This is a genomic window from Salinicola sp. 4072, from assembly GCF_036663415.1.
Lineage (GTDB): Bacteria > Pseudomonadota > Gammaproteobacteria > Pseudomonadales > Halomonadaceae > Salinicola > Salinicola salarius_A.
Map to the genome: position 1 here is coordinate 31,494 of NZ_JAXOVV010000026.1, position 23,255 is coordinate 54,748.

The window sequence follows — 23,255 nt, forward strand, 5'->3', positions numbered from 1 at the left end:
CGGACGATACGATTCGAGGCGTAATCATTAAGGGAAAGTACAATGACATTGAAGAATATTTTTCTAAAGCCCGTTGACCGCCCCATTGAAGGTGTTATCAAAGCCGACGATGAAGCCAGTCTTCGCCTCGAAATTGAAGAATACGTACTGACCAACGAAGTCGAGAAACGCCTCGAAGAGTTCCTGGACGCCTACAATAACTACGAAGGGGCGAACGGGGTCTGGGTATCCGGCTTCTTCGGCTCAGGTAAGTCGCACCTCCTCAAGATGCTGGCCCTTCTGCTTGAAAACCGGGAGATGGACGGTGCTACGACACTGGATCTGTTCCTTCCCAAGTGCAGTGAGAATGAAATTCTCCGGGGCGACCTGAAGCGAGCTGTCTCAATTCCGGCGAAGAGCATTCTGTTCAACATCGACCAGAAAGCCGATGTCATCAGCAAAACCCAGATCGATGCGCTTCTGGCCGTGTTCGTTAAAGTCTTCGACGAAATGTGCGGCTACTACGGCAAACAAGGGCACATTGCCCAGTTTGAACGCGATCTGGACGGTCGTGGCCTGTACAAGCAGTTCAAAGCCGAGTACGAGGCCATTGCCGGTCGCTCCTGGCAGAAAGGCCGGGAGCAGGCCCTTCTGGAAGGCGCTAATATCGCCAAAGCCTATGCCGCTGTGACCGGTAGCGACCCGCAGTCGGCAGCGGGCATCCTCGACAAGTACCGCAGCGAATACCGAGTTTCGATAGAGGACTTCGCGGACAATGTGAATGCCTATATCGAGAAGCAGGCAAAAGAAGGAGGCCATAAAGAATTCCGCCTGAACTTCTTTGTGGACGAGGTTGGCCAGTACATTGCCGACAACACCAAGCTGATGACCAACCTGCAAACCATTGCCGAGAGCCTCGCCACCAAATGTCGGGGCCGGGCCTGGATTATCGTCACCGCCCAGGAAGAAATGAAAAACGTGGTGGGCGAAATGGGCAAGCAGCAGGGCCACGATTTCTCGAAAATTCAGGCGCGGTTCAATAACCGTATGAAGCTGTCCAGCGCGGACGTGGCGGAGGTCATCCAGAAGCGCCTTCTGACCAAGACCGAAGAAGGCGTCAATCAGTTGTCGGACGTCTATCACGCGCAGGCAAACAACTTCAAAACCCTGTTTGACTTCGCGGATGGATCGGCCACCTACCGGAACTTCCGAGACAGGGACCACTTCATCCACAGCTACCCCTTCGTCCCCTACCAGTTCGCGCTGTTTCAATCGGCGATTCAAAACCTGTCGCAGCACAACGCCTTCGAGGGTAAACACAGTTCTGTCGGTGAGCGCTCCATGCTGGGGGTTTTCCAGCAGGTGGCCATCCACATCGGCAACCATCAGGTGGGCCAACTGGCCACCTTTGACCTGATGTTTGAAGGCATCCGCTCCGCACTGAAATCACAAATACAGCGGGCGATTATTCAGGCCGAGAACCATCTCGATAATGCCTTCGCCATTCGGTTGCTGAAAGCCCTGTTCCTGGTCAAATATGTCAAGGAATTCAAGCCCACGGTGCGCAACCTATGCGTGCTGATGCTGGATGCCTTCGATCAGGACTTGCCGGCACTTCGCGCTAAGGTGGAGGAAGCCCTGAGCCTTCTGGAGCAACAGACCTACATACAGCGCAACGGGGACCAGTACGAGTACCTGACGGACGAGGAAAAGGACGTCGAGCAGGAGATCAAAAACACAGAGGTTGAGTCATCGGACGTTGCGGACGAGCTGGAAAAGATCGTTTTCGATTTTGTCATCAAGCAGCGCAAGATCCGCTATGACGCCGGCTCTTCCCAGAATCAGGGGCAGGACTACTCCTATTCGCGCAAACTGGATGATCGTCTGCATGGGCGTGAATACGAGCTCTCGATCAATGTCATCAGCCCGTTCCACGAGCATACTGACAACGAGCAGATGCTACGCACAGCCTCGACCTACAAGGCGGACGAGTTGTTCGTGCTCATGCCGTCGGACGAGCGCCTGGTGCGCGATCTGCTCATGTTCAAGCGCACCGAGAAGTATATAAAGCAGAATATTTCCGTTACCCAGCAGGAAGCCGTTAAGCGGATCCTGAATGACAAGGGCTTTCAGAACCGTGAGCGCGAGGCCAGGCTCCGGCAGCAGGTTCAGACCCTCATTGGCAAGTCCAAGTTGCTCATTGGCGGCGCCGATGTGGAAGTGGCGAATGAGGACCCCCAGACCCGCATTATTCGGGGCTTCCATGAGCTGATTTCACGGGCTTACCCCAACCTCCGCATGTTGCGCGGCGTTTCCTACACGGAAAACGACATCAGCAATTGCCTCAACCGCACAGACGATGGCCTTTTCGGTAATGACGCCACGGCCCTGGCGGAATCCGAGCAGGAGGTGCTGGCATTCATTCAGAGCAACAATCGGGGCGGTGTCCGCACCACCCTCAAGAGCCTGCTGGAAAAGTTCGAACGCAAACCCTACGGCTGGTATTACGCCGCGATTCTCTGCACGCTGGCCAACCTGTGTGCCCGTGGCAAGGTGGAAGTTCGTCTCGACGGTAACATCCTGGAGGACAGCGGGTTGGAGCGCGCCCTGCGTAACACTCACGGCCACGGCAACGTGGTGCTGGAACCACAGATTGAGTTCACCGCCTCTCAGGTCCGAGCGCTCAAGTCGTTCTACGAGGACTTCTTCGACAGCCCGCCCCGCAGCAGCGAAGCCAAGGCCCTGGGTAAAGAGGCCGGCGAAGCCTTCCAGGACATGTACCACGACCTCGATCGGCGGATAGCGCAGGTCGATCAGTACCCGTTTCTCAATGCCTTGAAACCTGCCCTGGAGACGCTGAAAGAGGTCGCCGGAAAGCCCTACACCTGGCACCTGACGGAATTGGGCAAGCAGGAAGACCAGCTGCTGGACCTGAAAGAGGATGTCATCGACCCCATCCGCAAGTTTATGGGCGGTTCACAAAAAGACATCTACAACCAGGCTCGGTCCTTCCTGCAGAGCCAGGAGCCCAACTTCATCTATGTGTCCGGGGACGAGATCGAGCAGATCCGCACCATCCTGAACGACCCCAACTGCTACAAAGGGAATCGCATTCAGCAGCTCAAGGGCCAATTGGATAGCCTGCAGGAGCGCATCGACGAGAAAGTGCAGCAAACCCGAACTCAGGCAGAAACCTCCCTGAAGACCATGCAGGAGCGCATGCAAAGCATGGACGAATATCAGTCCCTGCCGGAGCCGCGCCAGGGTGAACTCAACAAACCGTTCCGGGATCTGGTCGATTACATCGCACAGGAGCGCCTGATTGCCGTGATCAAGGACCGGACCCGATACTTTGAAGAAGAGGGCTACCAGAAGCTGCTGGGCAAAATGGTGGCGCTGGCCAATCAGAAATCAGCACCGGCAGACGACCCCGATCAGCCCCCAGGTGGCCAGAGTGAAGACCAGAATGAAGGGGGCCCTCACGAGGTCAAGGAATCGGCAGCCGACTACGTTCACACTCGCAACCTCCGTGTCGCGTTCGACAAGGCCTGGTTGGCCGACGAGGGGGATGTCGACCGGTACCTGAATGCCCTGCGCGAGGCCCTGCTGGTTGAAGTCCAGCAAGGGCGCAAGGTCCAGATCTAAGCGTGCCGAACCGTCTGACCGGTCAAAGTTGGGGATAGCCATGCACGAAGCCGAACAGGAAATCCAGGCGCTCATTCGAGGCGGCGAAAGCCTCGCCGTCGAGTTCAAGAGCGACGTCAAAAGCCTGCCGGACCGGGATCTGGTGGCCGCGGTGGTGGCCCTGGCCAACACCGAGGGCGGCGACCTTTTCCTGGGCGTAGAAGACGATGGCACCCCGACTGGGCTGCATGCCAACCACCGCAACCTCGCTGGCCTGCCCGCACTGATCGCCAACAAGACCATTCCCTCGCTGGCCGTGCGCGTTGAGGCCCTGGAGCTGGAGGGGCAACCCATTGCCAGGATCCAGGTGCCCAAGTCCCGGCAGCTGGTGTCGACCTCGGATGGCCTGCTGCAACGTCGGCGCCTGAGAATGGACGGCACTCCGGAGGCCGTGCCCTTCTACCCCCATGAGTTTGTTCAGCGCCAGTCCAGCCTGGGAGTAACGGACCCCTCTGCCTTGCCGCTGGAAAACCTGGCGGTTGAAGACCTGGACCCGATTCAGCGCATCCGCATCCGCAACGCCATCAAGAAATACGGCGGCGACCAGAGCCTGACGCCCCTGGCGGACGATGAGCTGGACGGCGCCCTGGGGCTGACTGTGAGCGTGGGTGGCATGCGCCGCCCCACGGTTGCAGGCCTGTTGCTGCTGGGGAACGACATGCAGCTCCGGCAACACCTACCCTCCCACGAGGTAGCCTTCCAGGTGTTGCGCGGTACCGATGTCCTGGTCAATGAGTTCTACCGCAAACCGCTGCTGGAGACCTTTGAAGAGGTCGAAGTGCTGTTTCGCGCCCGAGTGGAGGAAGAGGAAATTCAAGTCGGCCTGTTTCGCGTGCCTATCCCCAACTTCGACCGTCGGGCCTTTCGGGAAGCTTTCGTAAACGCCCTGGTTCACCGCGACTACAGCGCCCTGGGCGCCGTGCACGTCAAACTGGACGATGACGGCTTGAGCATCAGTAATCCGGGCGGGTTTGTGGAAGGCGTCAACCTGGACAACCTGCTGGTAGCCGACCCCCGCTCCCGCAATCCACTACTGGCTGACATCATCAAGCGTATCGGTTTGGCCGAACGCACGGGCCGGGGTATCGACCGCATCTTCGAGGGCATGCTCCGCTACGGACGTACCGCCCCCGACTACTCCATGTCGTCCGCTCACACCGTCTCCGTGCGCATGAGCGCAGCGGACGCGGACGCCGAATTCCTGCGCATGATCGTCAAGCGCGAGGAACAGACTGGCGCCGCCATGCCCATCGACAGCCTGATCATCCTGTCCCGGCTGCGCAATGAGCGGCGCTTAAGAACGGCGGACCTGGCCAAATCCGTGCAAAAGCCCGAAACCGTGGTCCGGGGCACCCTGGAGAAACTGGTGGAAGCCGGCATGGTGGAAGCCCACGGCACCGGCAAAGGCCGTACCTACACCCTGAGCGCCAAGGTGTACCGGGGAGCGGGGCAAAAGGCCGCCTATGTGCGCCAGGCGGGGTTTGATCCTATCCAGCAAGAGCAGATGGTCATGAGCTTTATTGATACGCACGGCAGCATCAAGCGTGCTGACGTGGTTGAGCTGTGCCATATCAGCCCGGATCAAGCCTACAAGTTGTTGGCCAGATTGAAGAAAAAGGGCGAAATCGAGCAAATAGGCGAGCGTAAAGGGGCTATTTACAAGCGCGCGCGTTAATTTATGCGCTCAGCGTAAATATATGCGCTCATTTATGCGTCAGCGTATATCGCTCGGTCACGATCAAAACCAAGGCATGAATCGATGGAAACCGCAAAACTCAGAAAATTCGCCCAGTTCGCCCGCCGCAGCCTGATTGAACAGGTCGGCGCCAAGCTAAAGCTGGTATTGGCCGAAGAAAGCCCCGCCCGGCGGGAAAGCCCATTGGCCATCAAAAAGCTGGAAGAGGCGATAGCCGAGCAGGGTAAAGAGCAGGTTGTCGAGCGGGTGGCGTATATCTGGTTCAACCGGCTCGTAGCCCTGCGGTTTATGGACGTGAACCGATATAACCGCATCGGCGTGGTCTCGCCCGCCGAGGGGCAGTTCCAACCAGAGATCCTGGCGGATGCCAAGATGGGCCATATCGATGAAGACATGGTTTCGGAGCTAACCCGCCAAAAGATCTTCGCTCTTCTGGACGGCAAAACACCCAGTCAGGATCCGCAGGGGGAAGCCTATCGCCTGTTGGTCGTAGCTGCCTGTAACTACTGGTACAGCGCAATGCCGTTCCTGTTCGAGCGCATTGACGATTACACCGAGCTTTTGATGCCGAATGATCTGCTTTCAGGCAACTCGATCCTGGCCTATACCCGCGAAGCCATGACGCCGGATGCCTGTGAAGATGTCGAGGTGATCGGCTGGCTGTATCAGTTCTATATCTCCGAGAAGAAAGACCAGGTATTTTCTGATCTCAAGAAGAACAAGAAGGTTACTCCCGAGAATATCCCAGCGGCGACCCAGCTATTCACGCCGCACTGGATTGTTCGTTACTTAGTGGAAAACTCGCTGGGCCGTCTCTGGATGCTCAACCGGCCAGACTCAGGCCTGATTGAACGGATGGATTACTACATTAAGCCGGAAGAGCCTGAGACCGACTTCCTGCGGATCAATAGCCCGGAAGAGATCAAGATCTGTGACCCGGCCTGCGGTTCGGGGCATATGCTGACTTATGCATTCGATCTTCTTTATGCCATTTACGAGGAGGAAGGCTACGAACCTACCGATATTCCGGCCAAGATTCTGACTCATAATCTTTACGGCATTGAGATCGACGAGCGCGCCGGCGAGTTGGCAGCCTTTGCGCTGATCATGAAGGCACGGGCCAAGCAGCGCCGGTTCTTTCGAAAGCCGGTGCAGCCTAATATTGTCGTCCTAGAGAACCTGGTCTTTACTGACGCCGAGATGCAGGACGTGGCTGCTCTGGTGGGCAAGGACCTTTTCACGGACGAGCTGCGCGAAATGTTGGGCCAGTTCGAGCATGCCAAAAACTTCGGCTCGCTGATCATACCGAAGCTATCCGACCCTGCTCAGCCGCTGCGTGTGTTAGAGGAGGGAGCCTTTCGCGACGATTTGCTTCTTAAAGAGTTGCAGGCACGCACAGTGGCTGCGTTGCGCATGGCTGAAGCGCTGTCCTCAAGATACCATGTTGTAGTGGCTAATCCTCCCTATATGGGGGCGAGTAATGCAAACACTCAGCTTAAGTCGTGGTTGGGTAACAACTATCCAAGCTCAAAAAGGGACCTGTTTTCAGCGTTTATTGATCGAAATCTGACATTGTGTCGCCCTTCTGGGGCTGTCGCCATGATAACCATGCAGAATTGGATGTTTATCAGCCGATTCCAGTCATTCCGGGATATGCTCTATGATCGCTCTCATATCTCATCTATGGCCCATCTTGGAGAGCGAGCCTTTGACTCAATCGGCGGCGAAGTCGTGTCAACAACGGCGTTTGTCCTTGTGTCATCCAGAAACTCTGAGCGTCTCGCAACATTTGTTCGCCTCACGGATGGGAATTCTGAAGCAGAGAAATCTGCGGCATTGAAAAAGGCAGCATCTGACACTGCATCGCCCATTCGTTACTCAGCTAATGAAAATGACTTCAAAAAAATACCAGGAGATCCTCTTGCCTACTGGGTCTCTCCCGAGTTGAGACAAGTTTTCGAGTCTGCCACTGATTTTGATAGCGTTCTGGAAGCTCGAGAGGGGTTAACCACTGGCAAAAATGAGGACTACGTTAGGTATTCATTTGAAGTATCTGCTTCGCGTGTGTGTAGAGCTGCGGCTACCAGGGAAGCAGCTTCGGACTCCGGAGCAAAGTGGTTTCCCTACAATAAGGGCGGCGAAAAGCGAAAATGGTTTGGGAATGACGAATTTGTCGTCAACTGGGAAAATGACGGTCAACGACTTCAAACGCTAAAACATCCATCAGGTGACCGGATTTGGGCGCACAACTTTAATCTTAATTTCATTTTTCGCCCCTCAATTTCGTGGTCCGATATCACAACAAAAGGACTCTCTGCACGGCTTTTCCCTGAAGGTTTCATCTTCGATGCTACTGGTTTGAGTGCTTTTAACAGAACCGACGAGGACTACCGTTGGCTTTGTGCATCCATATGCAATTCTCACGTGGGCACCTATGTTGCTTCCATCCTCAATCCGACAATGCACTTCAAGGCAGGTGACTTCGCGGAGTTTCCTCTGATAGAGAGCAATCGCACTAGGGCGGAAGATATCGCGGGCAAGGCCGTCGGCCTTGCGCGTTCCGATTGGGATTCCTACGAAACTTCTTGGGATTTCACCACACTCCCGCTGCTCTCGAAGCATGACGGCGAAACGCTGGAGACCACCTACTCCCGGCTCCGCGACCATTGGCAGGGCATGGTGAACGAGATGCTGCGGCTGGAAGAAGAGAACAACCGCATTTTCATCGAGGCCTACGGCCTGCAGGATGAGCTGACGCCCGAGGTGCCGCTTAACGAAATCACCCTGACCTGCAACCCTCACTACCGCTACGGCAACAACAAAAGCGAGGAGGAGCTGGAGGCGCTTCTGCTGGCTGACACCATGCGCGAGCTGGTCTCCTATGCCGTGGGCTGTATGTTGGGCCGATACGCACTGGACAAGCCGGGGCTGATCTTGGCCAACCAGGGAGAGACCATCGAGGACTACCTGAAGCGGGTTCCGGAGCCGAGCTTCCCGGCGGATGATGACAATGTTATCCCCATGCTCGATGGCGACTGGTTCACCGACGACATTACCGAGCGTTTCCGTGAATTCCTGCGCATCGCCTTTGGCGAAGAGCACTATGAGGAAAATCTCCGCTTTGTCGAGCAGGCACTGGGTAAGGATATCCGCAAGTACTTCCTGAAGGACTTCTACAACGACCACGTGCGCCGTTACAAGAAACGCCCCATTTACTGGTTGTTCTCCTCACCAAAGGGCTCATTCAACGCGCTGATCTACATGCACCGCTACCAGCCTCACACCGTGGGCACGGTGCTGGAGTATCTTCGGGATTTCAAAGACGAGAAGCTAAAAGCCCGGAAAAACCATCTGGAGGCCGTCAGTATCAGCGCCGGGGCCTCCCAAGGTGATAAGACCAAGGCCCTGAAAGAGATCGAGAAGATCAACAAAATCCTAGCCGAGCTGGATGACTACGAGCGGGATGTACTTTATCCCCTGGCTACCGAGCAGGTGGAAATCGATCTCGATGATGGGGTGAAAGCGAACTATCCGAAATTTGGCGAAGCCTTGAAGAAGATTCCTGGCCTCTCATGAAGGAGGGCTAACTATGAAATTGAAAGAAATTGCCGTTAAAGGCTTTAAATCTATCAGCAACCACGACTACGAGCTTATTGCCTTTAACGATGTCACGGTGCTTTTGGGGGCAAATGGCTCCGGGAAAAGCAACCTGATTTCACTGTTCCGGCTGCTGGGGTTTATGACCACCGGAGCATTGCAACAGTACGTTGGTAGGCAGGGTGTCAGCCAGCTTCTGTTCTATGGCCCAAAGGTGACCGAATCGCTGAGTTTCAGCGTGAAACTGGAAGATGACAGCACCACCGACTCCTACGATGTAAAGCTATCCTATGGGTTGCCGGACCGGCTGTTCGTCAGCGGTGAACAGGTAAGCTATCACAAAGCCGGTCACCCCAGGCCGCAAGAATACTTTCTGTCCAGTGGTGGCCCTGAAGCGGAGCTGGGGCAGGATGATCGGCCCACCAGTAAAGTGCTTACCGGTCTGCTCAGAGGCATACAAACCTTCCAGTTTCACGACACATCCGACACCGCCCGAATCAAGGACCGGGTGTACGTTGATGATGTGTCCTACCTGCGCAGCGATGGGGGCAACCTCGCGGCCTTTCTCAAGATGTTGAAGGAGTCGGATAGCTATCGTCCTTACTACGAACGAATTGTCCGGCATATTCGCAAGATCATGCCGCAGTTCAACGACTTCGTGCTGGATACCCTTCCTGGCAATGACCGTTTCGTGCGACTGAACTGGTCTGATACCTACCGCCAGGATTATCTCTTTGGTCCGGATCAGATTTCCGACGGATCTCTTCGCTTCATGGCGCTGACCACGCTGCTGTTGCAGCCACCGGCGTTGCTTCCAAAAGTGATCGTTCTGGATGAGCCGGAGTTGGGTCTGCATCCGGCTGCCACGCTTGAGCTTGCCGGTATGATCAAACGTGCATCCCAGAAAACGCAGGTGGTCCTGGCCACCCAGTCCACACGTCTGGTCGATGAATTCCTTCCGGAGCAGATTGTGATCGTGGAGCGCGATTCTAAGACCGGCGCCAGCTCGTTCCACCTTCTGGAACCGGAGGCGCTGGGTGAATGGTTGCAACGGTACAGCCTATCGGAGCTTTGGGAGAAAAATGTGTTGGGAGGGCAGCCGTGATTCGACTGCACATAACCGCCGAGGGCCAGACCGAAAAAGCCTTTGTCGACCAGGTTCTGACGCCCCATCTGGCGCACTTTGATGTCTACACTGACGCGCGCTGCGTGCTAACGAGCAAGGACAAACGGGCGGCCAAAGAATACCGGGGTGGCCTGATCAGTTACCAGAAGGCAAAAGCAGACATCGAAACCTGGATGAAGGAAGACGCCAACCAGGAATGCTGGTTTACCAGCATGTTCGATTTATATGCCTTGCCAGACGATTTCCCAGGATTTGACGAGGCGAAACGGCTGGAGCCTTATCAAAGGATCGAACGGCTCGAAGCTGCTTTTGGCAATGAAATGAACAAGCCAAACTTTATTCCCTATATCCAGTTGCATGAATTTGAAAGCCTGATTCTAGCTGACCCGGCCAAGCTGGATTGGGAGTATCTGGAGCACGACCAGCCAATTGGGAATCTGGTGAAGATGGTCGGTACCCAAAATCCGGAGCTCATCAATGACGGTCGAGAAACAGCGCCATCGAAACGAATTCTCAAAGAGATACCGGAGTACGACAAGGTGACATCGGGGGTTTCGGTTGCGGCTCATATCGGCCTTGATACTCTACGGGCCTCTTGCAAACACTTTGATGAGTGGGTGTCGCGCCTGGAGAAGCTCGGGGGCAAAGAATGAGCCAGCAAATCACTCATGCGCTGAGCAGACTTTTCGATAAGCACCGGGTTGTGTTCTGGTACGACACCAAGCAAGAGCTGCGCAGTGACTTCGAGGCGGTTTCCATTTCGGACGTGGAGAAGCTGGAGATCGCCAACAACGAGTACGGCCTGAAATATCGCATCCTGCGGGAGTCACCGGAACAGAAATTCTTGCTGTACAAGGATGGGCCACAACCAGAGGACCTGGACAACTGGTTGCTGGACGTACAGCTGGCCCACGGTGAGTTCCGGACCGACCAGGTGGCTATCTGGCTGTCCGAATTGGAATTGGGCCTGGAGTTTGCCGAGGTGGCCCAGGCCCACGCGGAATTTTTCCAGGCAATAAAACGCAAGGATGCGTTGAAGAAGCTGCTGAAGCCAGACGACACTGCCGGCCAGCTGCGCCTGAAGATGCTGGCTGTCTGTGCCGGTAGCGAGCCGCGTATGGACTCGGTGGTGGAAACCCTGCTGCAGCAACTGGCGGAAGAGCGTGATGATGGCATTCGGCTGATTGAGCGTTGTGGTCTGGATAGCTTCCTGTGGGAGCAACTGACACGTTTCTACGGCTACGAGGCCAGTGACCCCAGCCTGCGCGACTTCGTGATTGAGCTGTTCAAGTCCTGCTATGCCATGGGCACCGATGGCGACGTTAAGTTGACCGGCGATGCCCTGGTGTTCCTCAAACGCTGGAAAGACAGCCGGCAGTTCGAGCAGGGGTTTGAAACCCTGTCTGCCGAGTGTGCCGAGGTGCTGGGCATTGAGCAGGATCTCGGTAAACGGGACTTCCGGGACCTGGTTGAGCTCGATTACTTCCGGCTAATCGACCAGAAGATTATCAGTGACCTGGTACGGGCGGTGGTTGGCCGCACGGTCACCAGCGGCGATGTGGCACTGTGGGTGCGGCAGCGGCGCCAGGGCCACTGGTACGGGGAGTTCCGACACCTGTATGAAGCCATTGAGTTCGCGGCGCGCTTTGTCCAGATGCTGGGAGAGGCTCGTCTCACCATGGACAGCCTCTCCGACGGCGTCCAGCGATACAGCCGTTCCTGGTTCCAATTGGATCAGCTCTACCGCAAGTTTACCTACCATGTGCGCATGTCCGGCCAGGCATCGTTGATGGGCGAGCTCAGTGAGCAGGTGGAGAACCTGTATTCCAATAACTACCTGCTCAAGCTGGGCGATGGCTTCCAGGTTCATGTGGACGCCGCGCCGCGCTGGGAGGCCTATCCGGTCGTTCAGCAAAAGGCCTTTTTCGAGCACTGGGTTCGCCCGTACCTGCGCAAGGACAAACGGATCTGTGTGATCATTTCCGACGCCATGCGCTACGAGATTGGTGACGAGCTGCTGGGTCTTATCCGGCAGGAAGATCGCTACAGCGCGGAGCTCGAACCGGCTCTCTCGACCCTGCCCAGCTATACCCAGCTCGGTATGGCGGCGCTGCTGCCCAACAAGTCCTTGGCGATCGCCGACAATGACACCGGCACGGTACTGGTGGATGGCCAAAGCTCACAGGGTACGGTCAATCGTACCAAAATCCTGCGGGCCGCCTTGGATGGTCGGGGCCAAGCCGTCAAGGCGGAGGATTTTATGCAGCTCAACCGGGAAGACAGCCGTGAGCTGCTCAAGGGTAATGATGTGCTGTACATCTACCACAACCGCATCGATCACACCGGCGACAAGATGCACTCAGAGGGGCAGGCCTTTGAAGCTGCGGAACAGACCCTGGGGGATCTGATTCGTCTGATCAAGAAGCTCACGGCGGCCAACGCCAACAACCTGCTGATCACCGCTGATCATGGTTTTATTTACCAGAACCGTGAGCTGGATGAGAGTGATTTCCTGGGTGACGTCGTTTCTGGCGATGATATTCGCTACCGGGACCGTCGTTTTGTGCTGGGTAAGGGCCTGTCCGCCTCTCCGGCGTTCCATCACTTCTCGTCTGAGCAGCTTGGGCTGAATGGCGATATGGAAGTGCAGGTTCCCAAGTCCATCAACCGGCTGCGCCTTAAAGGCTCCGGCAGCCGATTTGTGCATGGTGGCGCATCCCTTCAGGAAGTGGTGATTCCGGTCTTGAAGGTCAACAAGAAGCGCCAGAGCGACGTCAGTGCCGTTGAGGTGGACATCCTGCGTGGGGCAAGCTCGGTGATCACTTCCGGCCAACTGGCTGTCACCTTGTATCAGTCCGGGCCGGTTACCGAGAAAGTGCAGCCTCGCCACCTGCGGGCCGGGATTTACACCCAGGCAGGCGAGTTGATTTCGGATAGTCACGAGCTGTCGTTTGACCTGACCTCTGAGAACCCCCGCGAGCGGGAGCTTCAGGTGCGCTTTGTGCTGAGCCGTAAGGCGGATGAGGCCAACGGCCAGGAGGTTTTCCTAAAGCTGGAAGAACAGCACGCTGGTACCTCCCATTACAAGGAATACAAGTCGCTCAGGTATTTGATGCGGCGGTCCTTTACCAGCGATTTTGATTTCTGAGGGTTATAGCCAATGAGTACGCTTGACCAAAAGATCAACGAACACTTCCCAGGGCTGGTGGTGCGCAAAGACCTGGTGAAAACGGTCAAGGGCAACGCCATCGTCCCCTCATACGTGCTGGAATATCTGCTCGGCCAGTACTGCGCCACTAACGACGAGGCTACGATTCAGACCGGTATCGAGACGGTCAAGGAGATTCTGGCCAAGCACTATGTCCACCGCAACGAGGCCGGGTTGGTGCGCTCGAATATCAAGGAAAAGGGGCGCTACAAGGTCATCGACAAGATCAGCGTGGCCCTGAATGAGAAGACGGATGCCTACGAGGCGCAGTTTTCCAACCTGGGCATTAAGAAGGTATTGGTGGACTCGGGAACCGTGAAGGCCCACCCCAAACTGCTGGTAAGCGGCGTCTGGTGCATTGCGGATATCGAATACGTATTTTCTGAAGACCAGAACGTCAGCCCCTGGATTCTGTCCACCCTCAAGCCGATTCAGCTATCTCACTTCGACTACGACACCTACGTTGCCGCGCGGCAGCAGTTCAGCACCGATGAGTGGATTGACCTGCTGATCCAGAGTATCGGCTTTAACCCGGATATGTTCGGACGGCGCAGCAAGCTAACCCAGCTGGTCCGCTTGATTCCGTTCTGCGAGCGGAACTACAACCTGATCGAACTTGGCCCCAAGGGGACGGGTAAATCCCACGTTTACTCCGAGTTTTCGCCCCATGGGATCCTGGTATCGGGTGGTGAAGTCACTGTACCCAAGCTATTTGTGAATAACTCCAGCGGCAAGATCGGCCTGGTGGGGTACTGGGATTGCGTGGCCTTTGACGAATTTGCTGGTAAGCAGAAGCGAGTCGACAAGGCTCTGGTCGACATCATGAAGAACTACATGGCCAACAAGTCCTTCTCCCGGGGCGTGGAAACCCTGGGCGCCGAAGCGTCCATGGTGTTCGTGGGGAACACCCGGCACACCGTGCCGTATATGCTGAAGCATTCGGACCTGTTCGATGAGCTGCCTGACAAGTTCTACGATTCTGCCTTTCTGGACCGTATCCACTTCTACATCCCCGGGTGGGAGGTCGACATCATCCGGGGCGAGATGTTCTCTGACGGCTATGGCTTCGTGGTGGACTATCTTGCAGAAATCCTGCGCTCGATGCGGAACTATGATTATTCCGATCAGTACCGCGAGCACTTTGCTCTTTCTTCGGATATCTCGACCCGAGACCGGGACGGTATCAATAAGACCTTTTCTGGCTTGATGAAGATCCTGTTCCCCCAGGGCGGAGCAACCAAGGAAGAGGTTGAAGAAGTGCTGCGTTTTGCCATCGAGGGGCGCAAGCGGGTCAAGGACCAGTTACAGCGGATTGACACCACCTACGGCGAAGTCCGATTTTCTTATCAGGATCAACAACGCCAGGAAATACTGGTCACGACACTTGAGGAAGAAGAGTACCCGGGTTACTACCACCAGACGGTGTCCACCCCTGATGACGGGGGGGAAGCGCCCGAGCCAGCAGCAGACGTTAAAGTTGGCGAGCCCAAAGAGCCCCGCGCCTCTGAACCCGTACTGGAGGAAAAGCACCTGACCTTCCAGGAAAATCAAAAAGGCATCTCATTCGACGGTTTGTTTGGCGCATACCTGAAAGGAGCCAGTGAGATCACCGTTACAGACCCCTACATTCGGCTTTTCTACCAGATCCGCAATTTCATGGAGTTTCTAGAAGCCATCGTGAAGAACAAGGCCGAAGAAGATGAAGTGGCGGTTCACCTCGTCACCGTCCGGGACGAGTTCAAGGGTGACCTGCAAGACGAGAGTTTTGAAAAGATCCAGGAATCCGCTCGCACCGTGGGTATCGACTTCACCTGGGAGTTTGACGAAAGCGGCACCATTCACGCCCGTCATATCGTTACGGACCACGGCTGGAAGATATCGCTGGATCGGGGGTTGGACATCTTCCAGCACTACGAGATGAATGAAGCCTTCGCATTTGCCAACCGGTTGCAGCAGTTTCGTGCGATCAAGTCCTTTGAGATAACGTTTATCAGGGCAAACTAACTATTCTGTTAATTATCCTTTCTTGCAGAAATTCTGAATAGCTCATTCAGACCATCCACCCCTGCTCCTGCCGCCACAAGGCCAACAGCACATCACAACATCCAACCCCCGTTCCTGAAGTCAAAACCACTACTCACCCTCGACCATTGGCGTAGAACCATCCCGATTTTGGCCGCGATCGGCTACCCTTGCGTCCCTGGCTTTGCCGCCGTGAAGCAATATCTTTCGATCTCCAAGGATGGCTCTCTTGTCGACTTCCGCGATGCCCCGCCGGGGCGTTCTGACTCTCGTTGCGCTGCTGCTGGTGGCGCTCAACCTTCGCCCGGCGCTGACCAGCGTGTCGCCGGTGCTCGGCAGCATTGCCGAGGCGCTGGCGCTCTCCCCCAGCTGGCAGGGCATTCTGACAACCCTGCCGGTGCTGTTCCTGGGTCTCGCGGCGCCGCTGGCGCCCAAGCTGGTGCGTCGTATCGGGCCGGAGCGCAGCGTGTTTGCCGCGCTTGTGGTGTTGGCGGTGGCACTGCTGGTGCGGCCTTATATCGGCACGGCGGGGCTGTTTCTGGGTACGGCTATCGCCGGGGGCTGCATCGGGGTCATCGGGGTGTTGCTGCCGGGCATCGTCAAGCGGGACTTCCCCCGGCGCGTCAGCATCATGACGGGGCTCTACACCGTGGCGCTCAACCTCGGCGCTTCTGCGGCCGCGGGGACCACGGAGCCGCTGCGTCAGGCGTTGGGCGGGCTTTGGCAAGACGCGTCACAAGGGGCTTCTCACAGTTCCTGGCAGGGCGCGCTGGCGTTCTGGCTGCTGCCGGCGCTGATCGCGGCGCTGTTCTGGCTGCCGCAACTCAAGGGCACCAAGCCCACCCGCGTGCCCATCCGTCGCGGGGCGCGGCTGCGTCACGATCCGCTGGCGTGGCAGGTATCGTTGTTCATGGGGCTGCAGTCGTCGCTGGCGTACATCGTGTTCGGCTGGCTGCCGACGATCCTGCAGGATCGCGGGTTGGCGGCGGTCACCGCGGGGCTGGCGCTGTCGGTGTCGATCCTGCTGCAGGTGACGACGGCGATCCTGGCGCCGTTGATCGGCAGCCGCATGCGTGACCAGCGGGCGGTGCTGATCGGCGTCATGGGGCTTACCCTGATCGGGCTGCTGGGCTGTCTCTATGCGCCGATCGGCAGCATATGGCTGTGGATCGTGATCTTGGGTCTGGGCCAGGGCGGCACCTTCAGCATGGCGCTGACCCTACTGGCACTGCGCGCGCCGGATGCGACAACGGCGGCCAGCCTCTCGGCGATGGCCCAGGGCATCGGCTATACCCTGGCGGCGATGGGGCCGCTGCTGGTCGGCGTGCTGCACGACTGGAGCGGCGGCTGGAACGTGGTGGGCGTTCTGGTGAGCGCGATTGCCCTCGGCGCGCTGGTCATGGCGCTGGGTGCCGGGCGCGATCGGCAGGTGGCGTCGACCTCTGGTGTGGATTGACGGCGCGGATTGAAGGTTTGGCCTGACGAACCCGGGCGCCGGAATCGGTTACTCTAGAAGAGCAACCAACGACCCCGGAGACTCGCATGCCAGCCAGAGCCATTAGCCTCGAGCAACAGCAGCGCCTGATCGAGATCGTGCGCGATGCCGCCAAAACCGAGATCCTGCCGCGCTTTCGCAATCTCTCCGAAGACGCGATCCGCTCGAAAAGCGCGCCGGACGATCTGGTGACCGACGCCGACCAGGGCGCGGAGCGGATGGTGACGGCGGCGATCCGCGAGCTGCTGCCGGAGGCGACGGTGATCGGCGAGGAAGCGGTGGCGGACGCCAGCGCCAATCTCGACGATATCGCCGGCGCCGAGCTGGCGCTGATCATCGACCCGGTCGACGGCACCTGGAACTTCGCCCGCGGGCTCAACCAGTTCGGGGTGATTCTGGCGGCGACCAGCTTCGGCGAGACGATCTTCGGCCTGCTCTACGATCCGCTGGCGGACGACTGGATCGTCGCCCGTCACGGCGAAGGCGCCTGGTTCGGCCGCCCCGACGGCACCGAGCGCCAGCTGCAGGTCTCGGATACCGACAGGTTCGACGAGATGGTCGGCTCCACCTCGATCCGGCTGTTCGCCAAGGCGCAGCAGTATCAGCTCTCCGCGACCTTCCCCGACTTCCAGCGCATGATGGCCTTCGGTTGCGCCTGTCATGAGTACCGCACCATGGCGTTCGGCTTCGTCGACTTCATGCTGACCGGCAAGCTGATGCCTTGGGATCACGCCGCGGGGCTGATGATCCACGCCGAAGCGGGCGGCTATTCGGCGCTGCTCGACGGCACACTCTACCAGCCGACGATTCACCAGGGCACGGTGCTCGCCGCCAGCTCGCGGGCGCATTGGGAGCAGTTACGCGAGAAGTTCAGCTTTCTGGTCTGAAAAGTACCTGCGCTCGCCCAAGCGGCGTTAAAAATTGGCTCACTGAACTTCAGTTCAGAACGTCCGAAGGACGGCCCGAAGGGCGAGCGGAGCGAGTCACGTGCTCATTTACATCCCGTAAACTGGGGCGCCAGTCCGGTCCGTTTTCGCCAATTTTTACCTTAGCTACGCGCCCCGGCCTTGCCTTCGCTCATCGACTTTTCAAGCAGAGCATAGTGACCTGGCCGCCATTAACACTCCATGACGACGAAAACCGGCGCCGAGAAGGCCAGGACATCACCTTTCGCGTCGGCAATCTGGCCGACTCCTCGCTGGTGGCACGTCGACTGGTGCCGATGAATTACGTGGTCGCCGCGGCGCTGCTGGGCCAGGGGCTGGTGCTGTTTCCCACTTGGCTGATCGGCGATGCGCTCTCGCGGGGGGAGCTGGTACCGCTGCTCAAGGCGTGGCGCGGCGAGGTCATGCCCGGCCGCCGCGACATTCACGTGCTGACCACCGAACGCCGCCTGCGAACGCGTAAGGTGCGGGCGTTTCTAGACTATCTGCGGGAATCGCTGGCGCCACAGCCGGCCTGGGATCGGTGGCGATGATGTCGCTATTTTGAGCAATTTATTGCTCATTAATGGCGAGAAAAGCGTTTGATGAGCAAAAAATAGCTCATCCACCGTCGGACATGATAAATTTGAGCAATAATTTACCCAGTACACTCAATATGTCACTGACGATACAGTTGTTCCATCATGGCCAATGGCACGATGCCGCAGAACTTCAGATCGACGATCCGAAGGCGGGTCGACGCGGCACGATTGCGCTGGGCTACTCGACCGATTACGCCATCGACTGGATGGGCCGGGATGACGAGCACGCCTGCAGTCTGAACTTGCCGGTCGAGCTGATGCTGCTGTATCGCCGGACGAACTGGTTCGCCATGCTCGACGACATCATGCCGTCGGGGGCCAGCCGACGTTACTGGGTCAATCGACAGGGACTTCAGTCACTGCCCCCGTACGAGCAGGACCACGCCTTGCTGGCCCAGGGCACGATAGCGCCCGTCGGCAATCTGCGAATCAAGCAGGCGCTGCCCCAACTGCCGACGGGCAGTCAGCTGAAACACCATCGATTCACGCTGGACGATGTCGTGGAACGCCATACCGACTTTCTGGAATATGCCCAGCAGGTAGGCGCCGCCGGTGGTGGTGCGACCGGCGCGGGCGGCGAAGCCCCCAAACTGCTGCTGCGTCGCGGCGCGCAGGATGAAATCTGGATCGATACCTGGCAGGACGAACCCCGCAATACCGATGCGCATTACCTGGTGAAATTCCCCCGTGGGCCACGCTCGGACATGGATTGCGACATTCTGCGCGCGGAGTACCACTACTATCACGAGCTGCAGGCACTGGGCTTCGACACCATCGATATCCGCGGTATGGAACTCATCGAAGGGGCACGCTACCCCAGCCTCTGGCTGCCTCGATTCGATGTCGATTTCATCGAAGGAGAACGCACGCTTTACGGTCTGGAGTCGCTCTATTCGCTGCTGGAGAAGCCTCCGGGCACTTTCCTCAATCATTTCGAAGCGATCGACACACTGGTTGCCAGGTGTCAGCAGCAATATCGCGTCAGAGAAATGGGCGAGTCCTTCGACGGTTCCCGTTTCGTCGTGGAATGGGTCAAGCGGGATCTCCTCAACGTCGCTTTCGGCAACTCGGACAATCATGGTCGCAATACCGCGATGATCAAGCGGCCCGATGGCCTGTGGCTGGCGCCGGTCTATGACTTCGCGCCCATGAAGGCGGACCCCGAAGGCATCATGCGCACCACGCAATGGGGCGCGCCGTACGAAGAAGGCGGCCGTTTCGACTGGCAAGGGATCGCTCAACGGCTCGATCCGCTGGTTCCCGCCGACGACCTGCTCGCCGAGCTTCGCCAGCTGGGAAGACGATTGAAAGGCCTGAAGGCTCGCCTGCGGCAGCGAGGCGTGCCGAATTCGATTCTCGATCTGCCCGCGCTAGGGTTCGACTATCTCGACGACAAACTCGATGCCTGGAGGCTGACATGAGTCGTCTTTCTCCCCAGGAACGCGAAGCGCTGCTGTTCGATCTGCTCGACCAGCTGTTCGATGAGGAAATCACGACAGGCGCGCTATTGAAACGACTGCGCCGGGAGGTTCTGGAGATGAACCAGACCCGCTATGCCGCGCTGGCGTCGGTGAGCCGCCGGACGCTCTCGGCCATCGAGAACGACAGCGGGACCCAATCGCTGGGTTCTCTCAATCGTGCCTTTCGACCTTTCGGACTTAGCGTGGGGTTGCTCCCGCGAGATCGATCGACCCGCCAGCGTCTGTTGACGCGATCCTCCTCGTGATCACCTTCATAGCAAAACCTAATTAGCGATTGAATCGTGCGCGATATAGATTGACCGCATGACGACACGCAACGATACCGACGACACGCTGGCCCTGGAATCGCAGCTCTGCTTCGCGCTCTATTCGACCCAGCTGGCGATGAACAAGCTCTACCGCGGCCTGCTGCGCGAGCTCGATCTGACCTATCCCCAGTACCTGACCATGCTGGTGCTGTGGCAGCGGGACCGGCAGACGGTATCGGAGATCGGCGAACAGCTCACTCTGGATTCGGCCACGCTGACGCCGCTGTTGAAACGGCTGGAAGCGGCGGCGCTCATCACCCGGCAGCGCTCACGCCAGGATGAACGCCAGGTCGAGATCGCCTTGACCGATAAGGGCCGTTCGCTGCGCGAGCAGGCCAAGGCGATCCCCCACGCCGCCGGCTGTGCGGGGCAGTGCACGCCCGAGGAGGCCGCCGAACTGCGTGATGCGCTGCATGGACTGCGTCAGCGGCTCGACAGGCAGTGAAGCGTTCGCACGATTGGCGAAGACCATTTTTACCCAAATAGATCGCGCGCGGTTTAATAGACCACGATCATAAACCCGAAAGGAGATTCACCATGTCACTCGATAAAGTCCTCTACCGCGCCGAAGCAACTGTCACTGGTGGCCGCGACGGCCGTGCCACCGCCGCCGACGGTGCCATCGATCTCAAACTGTCGACGCCCAAGGAACTGGGTGGCGCCGGCGGTGACGGCACCAACCCGGAGCAGCTGTTCGCGGCCGGCTACTCCGCCTGTTTCATCGGCGCACTGAAACTGGTCGCCTCGAAAGAGAAGGCCAAGCTGCCCGACGACACCCGGATCCAGGGCGAAGTCGGCATCGGCCCCAAGGGCGAGGGTTTCGGCATCGAAGCGACGCTGACGGTGAAGCTTCCGGGCATGGATCGGGAACAGGCCGAAGCGCTGGTCGAGAAGGCCCATCAGGTCTGCCCGTACTCCAACGCCACTCGCGGCAACATCGATGTGACCCTGAACGTCGAAGTGTGATCTCGCATCGCAACCCAAGTGAAGATCCGAGGCCTCTTTTGCGGCCTTGGATCGTTATGTCCAGGGAAGTCGTGATGGCCACGCTCCTGATCGCCTTGGGTAACGGGAGGCGTTAGCGTGCTAATATCCCTTGCTATCCGCCATCCGGAACCGACTGCCCGTGCCCGCCATCGACTCTCGCACCGACAAATCCACGCCACACACCGATACGCCCACGCCCTGGCCCACCATCATACTGCTGGCGATGACCGCGTTCTGCGCCGCCGCCACCCAGCGAATCCTCGACCCGATGCTGCCGCGTCTCGCCGAGGTCTACACCACCACGCTGAGCGCCGCCTCCTGGGCGATCACGGCGTTCGCCATCGTCTATGGCTGCCTGCAACTGGTGCTGGGGCCGAGCGGCGACCGTTACGGCAAGCTGCGCGTGATCTCGCTGTTCTCCTGCTCGCTGCCGTCGCCAGCCTGCTGTGCGTTTTCTCGGGCAGCCTGGCGACACTGATCGCGGCGCGCATGCTGGCGGGAGTAGGATGCGCGGCGGTGATTCCGCTGGCGATGGCATGGATCGGCGACAACGTGCCCTACGAGCAGCGACAGGCGGTGCTGGCGCGCTTTCTGATCGGGCAGATCTGCGGGCTCGCCTGCGGCCAGACCTTCGGCGGCCTGGCCGCGGAACAGGACTGGTGGCAGTGGCCGTTTCTGGTCTACACCGTGCTGTTCGCCGCCGCTGCCGGGCTGCTGTGGTATCGCGCCGGCCGTCATGAACGGCCTCGAAAGCGGGAGAGGGAATCGCTCGGCGTGAGCCTGCGCCACGTACTGCAGAAGCCGTGGCCGCGCGTAGTGCTGATCAGTGTGTTCTTCGAAGGCGCGGCGGTCTTCTGCGGGTTCGCGTTCGTGGCCAGCCATCTGCACGTCGCCGGCGGGCTACCGTTGACGCAGGCCGGGCTGATCCTGGCGGTGTTCGCCGTCGGTGGCTTGAGTTTCGCGCTGCTGGCGCGGCGGCTGGTTCCTAAACTGGGCGAAACCGGCCTGTGCCAGCTGGGCTGCGTGCTGATCGCGATCGCGCTGGCCGCCATCTGCCGCTGGCCGACGCCCGGTGTCGCCGTCGTTGGCTGCTATCTGTTCGGGCTGGGGTTCTACATGCTCCACAACACGCTGCAGACCACCGCGACGCAGATGGCACCGGAGCGACGCGGCGCCGCCGTCTCGCTGTTCTCGACCGCGTTTTTCACCGGCCAGTCTCTCGGCACCGGCATTGGCGGCGCCATCATCGCCTTCTCGGGTACGACACCGACCCTGGCGCTGGCCACCGTCGCCGTGCTGCCGGTCGGCTTCGGCTTCGCCTGGCAGATCCGCCGCCGTGACCGGGCGCTGGTGCCAGCGTAGCGGTGCCGTCTTCGAATCTTCCCTTTGTCGAGGGTTCAGGGCGGCCGGCAACGCCGAAGCGAGACCGCGCGCCAGGATGCTGCCAGACTCGATGAAACCGATCGCCAACCGGGAGACCGACTCATGACCCTCGCCACCTCGCAGCAGGTACTCGACTTCTGGTTCGAGGAGCTGACACCGAAACAGTGGTTTATCAAGAGCGACGACCTCGACCGCACCATCACCGAACGCTTCGGCGAGACGCTGGCCGCCGCGGCCCGCTGCGAGTGCTGGCAGTGGCGCGAGACGCCCGCGGGCCGGGTGGCGGAGATCGTGGTGCTCGACCAGTTTTCGCGCAACGTCCATCGCGATACTCCGGGTTCCTTCACGCAGGACCCGCTGGCGCTGGCACTCGCCCAGGAGCTGATCTCGCGAGGCGAGGATGACGCACTGCCGCTGACCCGGCGCATCTTCGCCTACATGCCGTTCATGCACAGCGAGTCGCTGGCGATTCACGACCAGGCGGTCACGCTGTTCGACCGGCCCGGCATGGAGGAACAGCTGGACTACGAGCACCGACATCGTGCGATCGTCGAACGCTTCGGCCGCTATCCGCATCGCAACGCGATTCTACGCTTTGTCTGAAAAATGATGTCTTGCTAGCCTTTCCTCCCTCAGGCTTGGAGGTATTGTCATGGCAGGACGTTACGAGATTTCCGATCAGGGTTGGACATTGATTGAAGATATCGTTTCGCCTGGCACGCCCGCTGGGCGTGGACGCCCACGCCGCGATGACCGGCAGATGC

General features: G+C 58.6%; 15 protein-coding genes and 1 pseudogene. All 16 read left to right on the top strand.

Annotated features, from left to right (window positions below):
* Nucleotides 1-42 precede the first annotated feature (42 nt).
* The gene (gene brxC, locus R3F72_RS15500) at nt 43-3,624 is read left to right on the top strand and encodes a BREX system P-loop protein BrxC (RefSeq protein WP_332780112.1); all 3,582 of its coding nucleotides are present in this window, start codon (nt 43-45) and stop codon (nt 3,622-3,624) included.
* 40 nt (nt 3,625-3,664) lie between these two features.
* A complete protein-coding gene (locus R3F72_RS15505; protein WP_332780113.1) occupies nt 3,665-5,338 on the top strand; it encodes an ATP-binding protein in 1,674 nt (557 codons plus the stop codon).
* Between the two features lie 84 nt (nt 5,339-5,422).
* Nucleotides 5,423-8,935, top strand: a complete 3,513-nt coding sequence (gene pglX / locus R3F72_RS15510) for a BREX-1 system adenine-specific DNA-methyltransferase PglX (RefSeq protein WP_332780114.1) — start codon at nt 5,423-5,425, stop codon at nt 8,933-8,935.
* A gap of 13 nt (nt 8,936-8,948) precedes the next feature.
* On the top strand, nt 8,949-10,061 hold the full coding sequence (locus tag R3F72_RS15515) for an AAA family ATPase (RefSeq protein WP_332780115.1): 1,113 nt from the start codon (nt 8,949-8,951) through the stop codon (nt 10,059-10,061).
* Entirely contained in the window at nt 10,058-10,735 is a 678-nt protein-coding gene (locus R3F72_RS15520; protein WP_332780116.1) for a DUF4276 family protein, read from the top strand. The genes R3F72_RS15515 and R3F72_RS15520 overlap by 4 nt, the downstream gene beginning before the upstream one ends.
* Nucleotides 10,732-13,230: a BREX-1 system phosphatase PglZ type A gene (gene pglZ, locus R3F72_RS15525; RefSeq protein ID WP_332780117.1), complete on the top strand. Its 2,499-nt coding sequence runs from the start codon at nt 10,732-10,734 to the stop codon at nt 13,228-13,230. The genes R3F72_RS15520 and pglZ overlap by 4 nt, the downstream gene beginning before the upstream one ends.
* A gap of 12 nt (nt 13,231-13,242) precedes the next feature.
* On the top strand, nt 13,243-15,294 hold the full coding sequence (brxL, locus tag R3F72_RS15530) for a BREX system Lon protease-like protein BrxL (protein WP_332780118.1): 2,052 nt from the start codon (nt 13,243-13,245) through the stop codon (nt 15,292-15,294).
* A gap of 238 nt (nt 15,295-15,532) precedes the next feature.
* Entirely contained in the window at nt 15,533-16,768 is a 1,236-nt protein-coding gene (locus R3F72_RS15535; protein WP_332780119.1) for a CynX/NimT family MFS transporter, read from the top strand.
* Nucleotides 16,769-16,854: 86 nt separating this feature from the next.
* On the top strand, nt 16,855-17,694 hold the full coding sequence (locus R3F72_RS15540) for an inositol monophosphatase family protein (protein ID WP_087720673.1): 840 nt from the start codon (nt 16,855-16,857) through the stop codon (nt 17,692-17,694).
* A gap of 215 nt (nt 17,695-17,909) precedes the next feature.
* The gene (locus R3F72_RS15545; protein WP_256961361.1) at nt 17,910-18,284 is read left to right on the top strand and encodes a LysR substrate-binding domain-containing protein; all 375 of its coding nucleotides are present in this window, start codon (nt 17,910-17,912) and stop codon (nt 18,282-18,284) included.
* Between the two features lie 122 nt (nt 18,285-18,406).
* Entirely contained in the window at nt 18,407-19,753 is a 1,347-nt protein-coding gene (locus R3F72_RS15550) for a type II toxin-antitoxin system HipA family toxin (RefSeq protein WP_332780120.1), read from the top strand.
* Complete coding sequence (locus tag R3F72_RS15555) at nt 19,750-20,058, top strand: transcriptional regulator (protein WP_303856758.1); 309 nt, start codon at nt 19,750-19,752, stop codon at nt 20,056-20,058. Before R3F72_RS15550 ends, R3F72_RS15555 begins: the two co-directional genes overlap by 4 nt.
* Before the next feature lie 58 nt (nt 20,059-20,116).
* The gene (locus R3F72_RS15560; RefSeq protein WP_332780121.1) at nt 20,117-20,566 is read left to right on the top strand and encodes a MarR family winged helix-turn-helix transcriptional regulator; all 450 of its coding nucleotides are present in this window, start codon (nt 20,117-20,119) and stop codon (nt 20,564-20,566) included.
* 92 nt (nt 20,567-20,658) lie between these two features.
* On the top strand, nt 20,659-21,087 hold the full coding sequence (locus R3F72_RS15565; protein WP_110642279.1) for an organic hydroperoxide resistance protein: 429 nt from the start codon (nt 20,659-20,661) through the stop codon (nt 21,085-21,087).
* Nucleotides 21,088-21,376: 289 nt separating this feature from the next.
* Nucleotides 21,377-22,470 (top strand): annotated as a pseudogene (locus R3F72_RS15570) (MFS transporter).
* A gap of 123 nt (nt 22,471-22,593) precedes the next feature.
* Complete coding sequence (locus R3F72_RS15575; RefSeq protein ID WP_332780122.1) at nt 22,594-23,094, top strand: DUF924 family protein; 501 nt, start codon at nt 22,594-22,596, stop codon at nt 23,092-23,094.
* Nucleotides 23,095-23,255: the final 161 nt, after the last annotated feature.